At 52.3% G+C, this 8,524-nt stretch carries 9 protein-coding genes; 5 read left to right on the forward strand and 4 right to left on the reverse strand.

The annotated features are described in order from the left end of the window. Positions 1 to 177: 177 nt before the first annotated feature. Positions 178 to 405 (reverse strand): hypothetical protein, encoded by a 228-nt coding sequence (locus tag VFE46_18005; GenBank protein ID HZZ29896.1) that lies wholly within the window; start codon positions 403 to 405, stop codon positions 178 to 180. A gap of 82 nt (positions 406 to 487) precedes the next feature. Here VFE46_18005 and VFE46_18010 point away from each other — a divergent pair, with 82 nt between their 5' ends. Next, positions 488 to 1,021 (forward strand): hypothetical protein, encoded by a 534-nt coding sequence (locus VFE46_18010; protein ID HZZ29897.1) that lies wholly within the window; start codon positions 488 to 490, stop codon positions 1,019 to 1,021. Between the two features lie 147 nt (positions 1,022 to 1,168). After that, positions 1,169 to 1,414 carry a hypothetical protein gene (locus VFE46_18015; protein HZZ29898.1) on the forward strand — a complete coding sequence of 82 codons (246 nt, stop codon included), beginning with the start codon at positions 1,169 to 1,171 and terminating at the stop codon, positions 1,412 to 1,414. A gap of 52 nt (positions 1,415 to 1,466) precedes the next feature. On the opposite strand, the gene VFE46_18020 is transcribed toward VFE46_18015, so the two are convergent. Further along, positions 1,467 to 2,030, reverse strand: a complete 564-nt coding sequence (locus VFE46_18020; protein ID HZZ29899.1) for a tetratricopeptide repeat protein — start codon at positions 2,028 to 2,030, stop codon at positions 1,467 to 1,469. Between the two features lie 667 nt (positions 2,031 to 2,697). Between VFE46_18020 and VFE46_18025 the strand changes: the two genes are divergently transcribed. From VFE46_18025 to VFE46_18035, 3 genes are all read left to right on the forward strand, one after another. After that, entirely contained in the window at positions 2,698 to 3,069 is a 372-nt protein-coding gene (locus VFE46_18025) for a hypothetical protein (protein ID HZZ29900.1), read from the forward strand. Between the two features lie 171 nt (positions 3,070 to 3,240). Continuing rightward, positions 3,241 to 5,649, forward strand: a complete 2,409-nt coding sequence (locus VFE46_18030) for a hypothetical protein (GenBank protein ID HZZ29901.1) — start codon at positions 3,241 to 3,243, stop codon at positions 5,647 to 5,649. Positions 5,650 to 5,743: 94 nt separating this feature from the next. Further along, positions 5,744 to 6,229 (forward strand): MarR family winged helix-turn-helix transcriptional regulator, encoded by a 486-nt coding sequence (locus tag VFE46_18035; GenBank protein ID HZZ29902.1) that lies wholly within the window; start codon positions 5,744 to 5,746, stop codon positions 6,227 to 6,229. 12 nt (positions 6,230 to 6,241) lie between these two features. On the opposite strand, the gene VFE46_18040 is transcribed toward VFE46_18035, so the two are convergent. Then, positions 6,242 to 7,249, reverse strand: coding sequence for a hypothetical protein (locus VFE46_18040; protein HZZ29903.1), 1,008 nt, complete (start codon positions 7,247 to 7,249; stop codon positions 6,242 to 6,244). 57 nt (positions 7,250 to 7,306) lie between these two features. Next, the gene (locus VFE46_18045) at positions 7,307 to 7,849 is read right to left on the reverse strand and encodes a hypothetical protein (GenBank protein ID HZZ29904.1); all 543 of its coding nucleotides are present in this window, start codon (positions 7,847 to 7,849) and stop codon (positions 7,307 to 7,309) included. Positions 7,850 to 8,524 lie beyond the last annotated feature (675 nt).

Genomic DNA, 8,524 nt, shown 5'->3' on the forward strand with positions numbered 1-8,524 from the left:
GCGGCGGTAATACAGGCTCGATTAACGTCCACAGTGCATCATCCAAAATTGGTTTCGCCATGACAGCACCTCCTTGTGCTGCTACTACTGTAATTCACCCAAACAATATGCCCTAGGTCATTTTGTTAGACGCTCTTAGAATAATCGAGCAGTTAGGCACGGCTTTGCGCCGCTGAACTATCGAGCTGCCAGCCGGTCTAAATCAGCCTCTGTCACAGTGATTGTGCGGCAAAATCCCGTGTGTTGCCGAATGTATGAAACATCGGCGCAATTCTTGGGGTCGGCATGCAACGCAGATTCCACGCGAGTCCGATCAGCAGGCTCCCAATCTTCAAATGCGTCGGGCCAAATAGTAGACTGTTCCATTACCAGCGCTTCGCGATACGGATCAAATTCGTTAGGCATGGCAAGATGATTCAGGTGTCAAAACAGAAAGCCCAAGTATACTAACGCTTCGACGCGTCGCCAATGGTTTCCGCTCAGCCCCATGATCAAACGTCCCGCTCCATTTTTTGTTATACTGATTATTGCTGTTGCGGGCGCCGTCGCGGCTTTCACCATTTGGCTGAATTATCGGCAATCATACCGTGTGATTCAGGCATTTTCGTCGCAGGTCACGCAATTAATCGCCTATGCTCCTCAGGCTGTAATCATACAGCTTGTCATTGCCAACACTAACACCGCAAACGACTCAAGGAACAATCCACCAGGCCATTTGGAAACCATTCGCATCCAAAATCGTTCCTACATTGTCGCCTTACAGAAAAATGCCATTGGCTTGGACCATTTTGCAGATTTGCGACATTGGCTACTTCACAATGACAATTATGACTGGAACGCAACACCTCATGACAGCATAGGAACCTGGCAATACCTAATCGTATTTTCCGACGGTGACCGTCAAGCGAGTTTGGCATTCGATCTGGACCATCAACTCCTCATCGTACATCCCGATGGCGTTCCCGTGTCCTTTGCTCCGATGCAGGAAGGCCTGCAGGCATTTTTCCAACGCCAATTCTAGCTGCTGAAAACCGCTGGCTGGAAGATAGATTAACATCGATCGACTATCAATCGCTCTTATGAAAGGGCCCTATATACTGGATGCCGGCTAAATCGACGGTTAAAACTCACGGGAGTTGTCCTCTGTCAATATGAATCAGCCACCCGATTGGCTGGTGAAGTCAGCCAAAACTTGATCAACTTCTTCAAGAGCCAGCGCGAAAAGCAATTTCCCTGGTCAGGCAGATGCCTTTTTCAAACTCGCATCCGCCGTAATATCCGGTTGGCGGAAGCACCAAGTTTTGGGCAATCAATTTTTCAATATGCGCCGAGCTCTCATGGCGCCGAAGATTACCGGCTACTGGCCGACGAACTGCTCCAAATAACTGAAAAATCGTTTCTGAAATGCGCTTAGTTGAACGCAGCCTAATAGCACACTTATTCAGTTCTCGACGACTGCTCCCTACTCACACCGTAATGCTCGTCAGCGCTTGAAAATCTGGATCGGCGCGCATGGGGTCGAAGTCGCGCTCGTCATCAACGAGGTTGCGGAAGCTGGCATCCAGCGACAAAGCCTGCGATAAATACGCCAGTGATTGCCGTTTGTTACGAGCCAAACTCCAGTAGCAAGCCAGATTGTAATTCACCAGCGCGCTACCCGGCTCAACATCGAGCGCTTCTTCCAGTGATTCGATCGCTAAATCCAACCGGCCGGTACGCTTGTAGCACCAACCCAGCGCCAGCCAAGTGTCGACGTTTTGCGGATCGCCTTCAGCAGCTGCTGCTAGGGGCACCAAGGCATCTTGAAACTGTTCTAGCATGCGATACGCTTGCCCCTTGATCAATTGCACTTGCGGGCTTTGCACGGCCGACTCACCCAAACGTTCCACTACATACAAAGCGCGGTGTGCCAATTGATTACGCACCGCTGGTGGCAAAATCCATTGCTCGCCAAATACAAGGGCTAAGTCGAGATATCCCTCGGCCTCTCGCACCAATTGTTGTCTTTGCAGGCGATTGATCGCTGACATAACAACAGTACTCTTCCATCAGCGTAACGCGTGATAGAACTGAAACTTAGCGGCTACTGCACCGTAATAGTGGTTTCAACTGCCTCCTGCGCTAGTGTGAAAAAGGAACTTCACAGAAGCGCCGCAGTCACCTGTACTTTTAATATTACACGCACCGGGGTTAATTCCCAATACTTTTGCTCGGAAGCAATTGAGGTTTTTTAAATTAACTACCGGAAATAACAACGAGCAAAACTTCAACGCCAGGGAAAGAATTAACAGTGCGATGATTGAACTGCCCGAGTGAGCCACGGATCCCAGGAACAGTTTGCTCACTGCCGAAGGTTAGACATCCGTTTCAACCAAAGCAGCAAAGTCGGTAAGTATATTCGTCGTTTCCATGTCGCAAGAAATCAACATTGGGTTACTTCGGTCAACATGGATCGCGATGTTCCGCAAGAACTCTGCTGTTTTTCGCAGTCTCGATTATGACGGAAATCTAGGTACAGCAACCTGTTGCGTACCAAGCTCAAATGCACATTACCTACTTGGCGTAACGGTTGCATAGCCTCATAGGAACATCGCCTCTGAATTCGGATTGAACGCAGTGACTTCAAGTGCGCCCTTCAACTCGTGGTTTCACGACAAGTACAAGAAGCCGAAAACCTCTCCAGGGAGTTTCCTAAACATGCGCTGGAGCATCATCATTTTATTTATGTTGGGATTTGCTATCGGACTAGCCTGTGAAATCGAAACGTCGGGAGATGTCACTAAAACCAAGCCATTACCTGCAACATGGCGACTTACACCAAATGGTTGGCAAAGAGCTACTGCGTTTAGCGTCTATGTAGTTGCAAATCACAACGAAAATGTATTGTCCCTCTCGCCGGTGCTACCTCATCCAATAATTCTGTCGCTATTTATTGGATTGCTGTCGGTCCTGATCCTTCTAGCGTTTAGTTCGCCCTTGCGTGTTTTAAAATTAGACCAAACACGGATTGGCCATCCAAATTTGTGCCAAATCGAACTCCGCAGCCAATCTTGGTTGAATGGTTCCTGATCGCAAAACTCAGGCAGAATCACATTTGGGGCGGTATCTTTGCTCCAATCCATGATGGAGCCAGCTCTTAGGGCAATTGCCGGGTGCATCTACCCGTTTCCAGCCTTTTATTTTTGCAAGAAAATCCGATTTTCTTGTACGCCTACGCTGTTTCATCCTCACTAACATCTTTTGGAAACGACGGAACTTGTGGTGCTCATTCCACATCAGGGTGATCTCAAATACTTAGGAAGTTCGGCCATGCGTTTGACTTTAAGAACCATGCTAGCTTATCTCGACGGAATTCTAGAACCTGCTGATCGAGATGAGATTGCCCAGAAAATTGAGGAAAGTGAATTTGCCCGCCAGTTAATGCAACGATTGCGTGAATGCAATCGCAATCCCGAGCTTGCTGCTCCCAAGGTTTCCGCCAAAACCATGAGCATGGATCCTAATTTAGTGGCTGAGTATCTGGATAATACTTTAGCCGGCGAACGCGTACCGGAGTTCGAAAAAGCGTGCCTGGAATCGGACGTGTTTATGGCGGAAGTAGCCGCCTGTCACCAAATCCTCACGATGGTCTTGGCTCAGCCTGCCGCGGTGGATCTGGAAATGAAGCAGCAAATGTATAATGTGCCCCTGCAAGCCAGGCAACGATTGTCACAGCCGGAGATAGCCAATGTCACATTGGACGATCACTCTGCGGCACTCCCCGATGATATTTGGATAATCTCCAAGCGTCGCAGGCTTGAAATACCAGCTTATTTGCGTGAAAGCCCTAAACGGTTTAATTGGAAGCCAACCATGGCAGCAGCCTTGCTCTTGGTAATCTTGGCAGTAGCCATCACGATGGCCCTTGGCCCGTTGGACCGCAAACATCCTTTTGTCCGATTGTTTGGGTTCGGCCAAGATCCAAAAAACTTAACCAACGCTGTCGAAGTGGATAAGCAAAGTAGCAATGGAGATGTTCATGGTTTGTCGGCAGACAACAACACCTCGGTGACGCACTCTGGTGGTTTGGTAACCCACGATCAAATCGATAAAGGTGCCTCCAGCGCGCCTTCAGAAAATAATTCCGCGCCTTTGCACCCCATCGCCAGTGAGACAAATGACACAAACACGTCGAATCTGTCTAACACAAACAAAACCGTTAAATCCCCCCCCGACGGTAGCGCTGAGCAGGGCGATTTGACCGAACACTCGCCAGCTCCTGTTACATCGGTAACCGAAACGCCGATGTCTTCGGCTACAGTCGTAAATCCTATTGCACCTGAATCATCTCCACCGAAGTCCACTGATCCTAATCTTGGTCCACCCCCAATTCCTCAGCCGACGAGTCACAATGCGCCGATCCCTCCTGCATCCTCTGAAGCTACCCACACCACAGACACCCGTCCAGCGATCAAGTCAACTATTGAACCGCAATCACCCGCCACTGCTGATGTGCCTGGTATCGACAACACGCCTCTTGGCCGGCTGTTGCCCAGCAAAGATGTCGTTTTATTGAAATTCGACAATACTTCAAATCTTTGGACTCGCGTTGCGTCCGGAGCAGCCGTCACCTCTGGTGAGAAACTACTAGTGCTGCCCACTTATCGGCCAACCATCACGTTGTCTGCGGGCATCACACTCCAAATCCCCGATGAAACTTTGGTACAGTTGGAATCCTCCAATGCTCAAGATATGACCAGTGTCAAATTGATTTTCGGCCGGTTAGCGGCAATAACCACCGGCAAAGCTGGATCGCAGATTCGATTGGATGTTGGCGGAGTAAAAGGCGTGGTTACTTTCGTCGACGGCGACGCCACCCTGGGAGTTGAAGTACACCACTCCTACCCCCCAGGCGCAAACCCTGAAGTGGAAACCGCACTCACAGCAGCTGATTTATATGCTGCCCGTGGCCATTTGGAATGGACGGCTGCTGATGGCACTGTGACCAAGTTGACTGCGCCACAGAGATGGGAATTATCAGCTGTTCCGGTTCAGGCAGCAACTCTGACAACAGCATTAAATATCCCCAAATGGATCGACGTTGAACAACTCCGATCATTCGATTTCCAAGCGTCGGAGTATCTTGCACAGTCGCTAAAAGACGACAAACCGCTGTTAGTCGCGCTGGATGAAATGGTCAATCACCGCAAGCAGGAATATAAGGCAATGGGAGCACAGTGCCTGGCGATGCTCGATGAATTTGAGCCGCTCGTGTCCACTTTCAGCGATCCCGATCAGCGCGCCATGTGGCCAGTGGAAATTGCCAGCGTCAAAGCTGCATTGGCACGTGGACAATCCACTGCGGCCAAAGTGCACGAAGCCTTTGTAAAACAGCGCGGTGAAGACTTAGGTACGCAACTTTTCCGAATGTTTTTAGGCTATACGAAAGAACAATTACAAAATGGCGAGGCCGCCAAGCTGGTCGATTTTCTCGATCACGATAATCTCGATTGCCGTGTACTCGCCTTCGCCAATCTACAGGAGATTACGAATAAAACGTTTAATTACCGGCCCGATTCGCCGGCCGCCACTCGGGCCCAACCTCTGCGACGCTGGCAAGACGAACTCCACAACGGCACGATTGTACCCCGCGACAACCCGCAAAAGTAAAGCTCGATCGACTGTGTCTGCTGGCCATCTGCATGTCTCCACCTTTCGAGTGACTGGTATTGTAATCGTGCAGCGCCTCAATTAAATTGAGCCCATGGCCCCCAAACGCTCGCATTCTGCCGAATCGTCTGACATCGATCGAGACAAATGTATTGAAATCATCGGCACGTGCGCCTGTTTTAATTTTCGCAAGGCTTCCCGTAGCGTTACTCAGTTGTTTGATCAAATCCTGGCCCCCATCGGGCTGCGCTCTACTCAACTTACGATTCTGGTGGCCGCTCAAGTACTCGGTCCGTGCGGACTGGCCCGGCTTGCCCGCGAACTGGTGATGGATCGTTCCACCATCACTCGCAACATCCATCCGCTGGTTACGCAGGGGTTGCTGCAAGTGAGTGGTAAAAGTGGGCGAGGCGGCAAGTCGGTCGAAATTACCAGGGCCGGCCAACAAGCACTGCTTAGTGCCCTGCCGTACTGGAAAGAAGCACAGGGGCAACTGCTGCAACGCATGGGCAAGGATCGCTTGGATCGTGTCATGGTCGATTTAGGCAACGTCGTCGACGCCACTCGCGCCACAAGTTAACTTCTCCCGCGTTCAATGTGGTGGTACAGTCACTGCCGACGGGTAAACTCGCGCCGCAGGAGCCATTGCTGGAACCATTGGCGCCGTCCCCCCCGGTACGGCAAATTGCAAATGCGGGTCGGCTAAGTCAATGTTCGGATAACCCGGATATTCCGGCTTCGTGAACCAAGTTAAATTATCCGGCGGGATGCCATTCACGACCCAACCAGAAACATCCAAATGGAACGACAACTGCGTGGTCGGCCATTGCACGTCGATCGATCTGGGTAAGTTCGCCCCGCTTCCTGCGTCGCGCTGAAAGTGGTTGGCCCTCGCCACTGCCAGCAATTGTCCTTGCGAATTGTACACGTCCTGTTCCACGACCGTCCCTTCCCATTGATCGACAACGGTAATCTGCGTCACTTCTCCCGCTGTGGTCAACTTGTGGCTGCGAATTTCCACTCGGTCGCCGTGTTCGGGAAACGGCCCCTCCAGCGGTTGCGTGGTGTCGAATCGCGCCAATCCGGCCGCATCGATCAGCCATTCCGGTTCCACGGGCATAATCTGTTGAGCGTTTGACATCGCGAACTGATCATGCCGGCACATGTACGTGGCGGGGGGCTGGCTCCGGCTGATCCACAGCCAAAACATTTCATCGTTGCTTCCCAAATCCAGCTCCGGACTGGTAAACGACGAGGCTCGCAGCCGCAACCGGCGCGGGGGAGCAAGCGCCACCGTAGCCTTGAGGGTGGGCGCCCCCGGCAAGCTCAAACTCGCCTGTGTCGATTGCAGCGATTGCACCCGATTGGAGTTCTCGTTCACGACGTTAACAATTTGATCCAGCGTGGCCGTCGCCGGCAGTATCCGCGGCTGCGTGTAACCGCGAACCCACGTGCTACAGTTGGCGCCGCTGGCGGCAAATACCAGCATCAGTAGCGAAAGCGCAGCCGCCAGGCGACGACAATGGCTGCGCCCGTCGGTCCGAATCACTGGTTGGATTTCGCCCGTCATATCCGATTTAATTTCCCTTGCAAATTTCACAGTCGTGGTACATTTCGTTCCCTCGTCCCTTGCCCGATTCTGTCATTCGGCCCGGCTTTACTTCGCGAACAACAAGCCGGCCAGCTCCTCCTGAATTTCTTTGCTGCGCGTTTCATCCGGCGGAATCACGCTGACTCGGTATTCCTGTTCCCGGCGGGGGCAAAATAACACCAGCGTTTCGTGGCCCCCTTCATCACGCTTGGTATTTTCCAGCCGGCAAACTCTGCGCCGGACCAAAAGCAGCCCGAGCACATAACGCATGTCGGCCCGGGCTGAATCGTCGGCCAACTGTTCTAATAAATCGAGCATCACGTCATTGGGCGCCCAATGCATGCGCACACCTTCCCGGGCCGGCATTTCCGCTTTCCACCAACCCACGGCCTTCTCGGGCGCTCCCTGCCAGGCTTCGGCCGAATAGTCTTGCCGCACCAGCTTGGAACCTTCCGCCAATAACACGGAATAAAATACCTCGCCGGGCCGCAGCTCCCGGCCAGTAGTCACGCAGCGACGAGTGCAACGGGCGGTTTCGTATTCCATGCGCAGTGCGTCGGCCATCACATCGTCGGCCGCCAATGAACAGCCGCCCAGAAAAGCGAACACGTGGCAATCATATTGAACTTGCCTGCAACCTGCGTTCCGCGGCGAAGGCAGGCGCACGGGGCAAGAATGGTACGCAAAAACCCCAGCCGGCTCAAGGCAAGTCGGGCTGGCAGGCCGAAGGGGCGTTTTCATCGAGATTTTGCTGCTAAGAACCGTGATGGCACTTTTATCTAAGGTTTTGATTTTCACGCCAAAATGGCCCGGTTTTGTCTCGCGGCTGCTACCACCGCTGCGGCAAATTCGCTGGCGCCGATCAGCCCAACTGCGACAAAACGAATCGAGTTTGCGTTCCCGGACGTGCATTGTTGGCGATTAGGGGCTAGGGGTTAGTGGCTGGGGGCTAGTGACTGGAGATTAGTGGTTAGGGGTGAGTTGGTCGGTGATCAGTTGCCAGTGCCTGGTGGCCTTGTGTCTGGTCGTCTAGTGTCGGGTCGCTGAATGACCAGACACCAGGCACCAGACCACCAGGAACCAGCCGGCTCGCATTTTACCAAACGAGTGGCCTAAAAATGGGCAAAAATTTTTGCGGCGAGTTGCTTTTGGAGAAGATTTTTTCACCGCCGAGACGCGGAGACGTCGAGCCAGCACGCGGTACTTCAACGGGCGATTTTCTGCTGGGACTTCTTGGGCTGGCAGATTTTTTGCCGCATGCCGCTGGGGACCCAGCAGATTTTC

Source organism: Pirellulales bacterium (assembly GCA_035656635.1).
GTDB lineage: Bacteria > Planctomycetota > Planctomycetia > Pirellulales > JADZDJ01 > DATJYL01.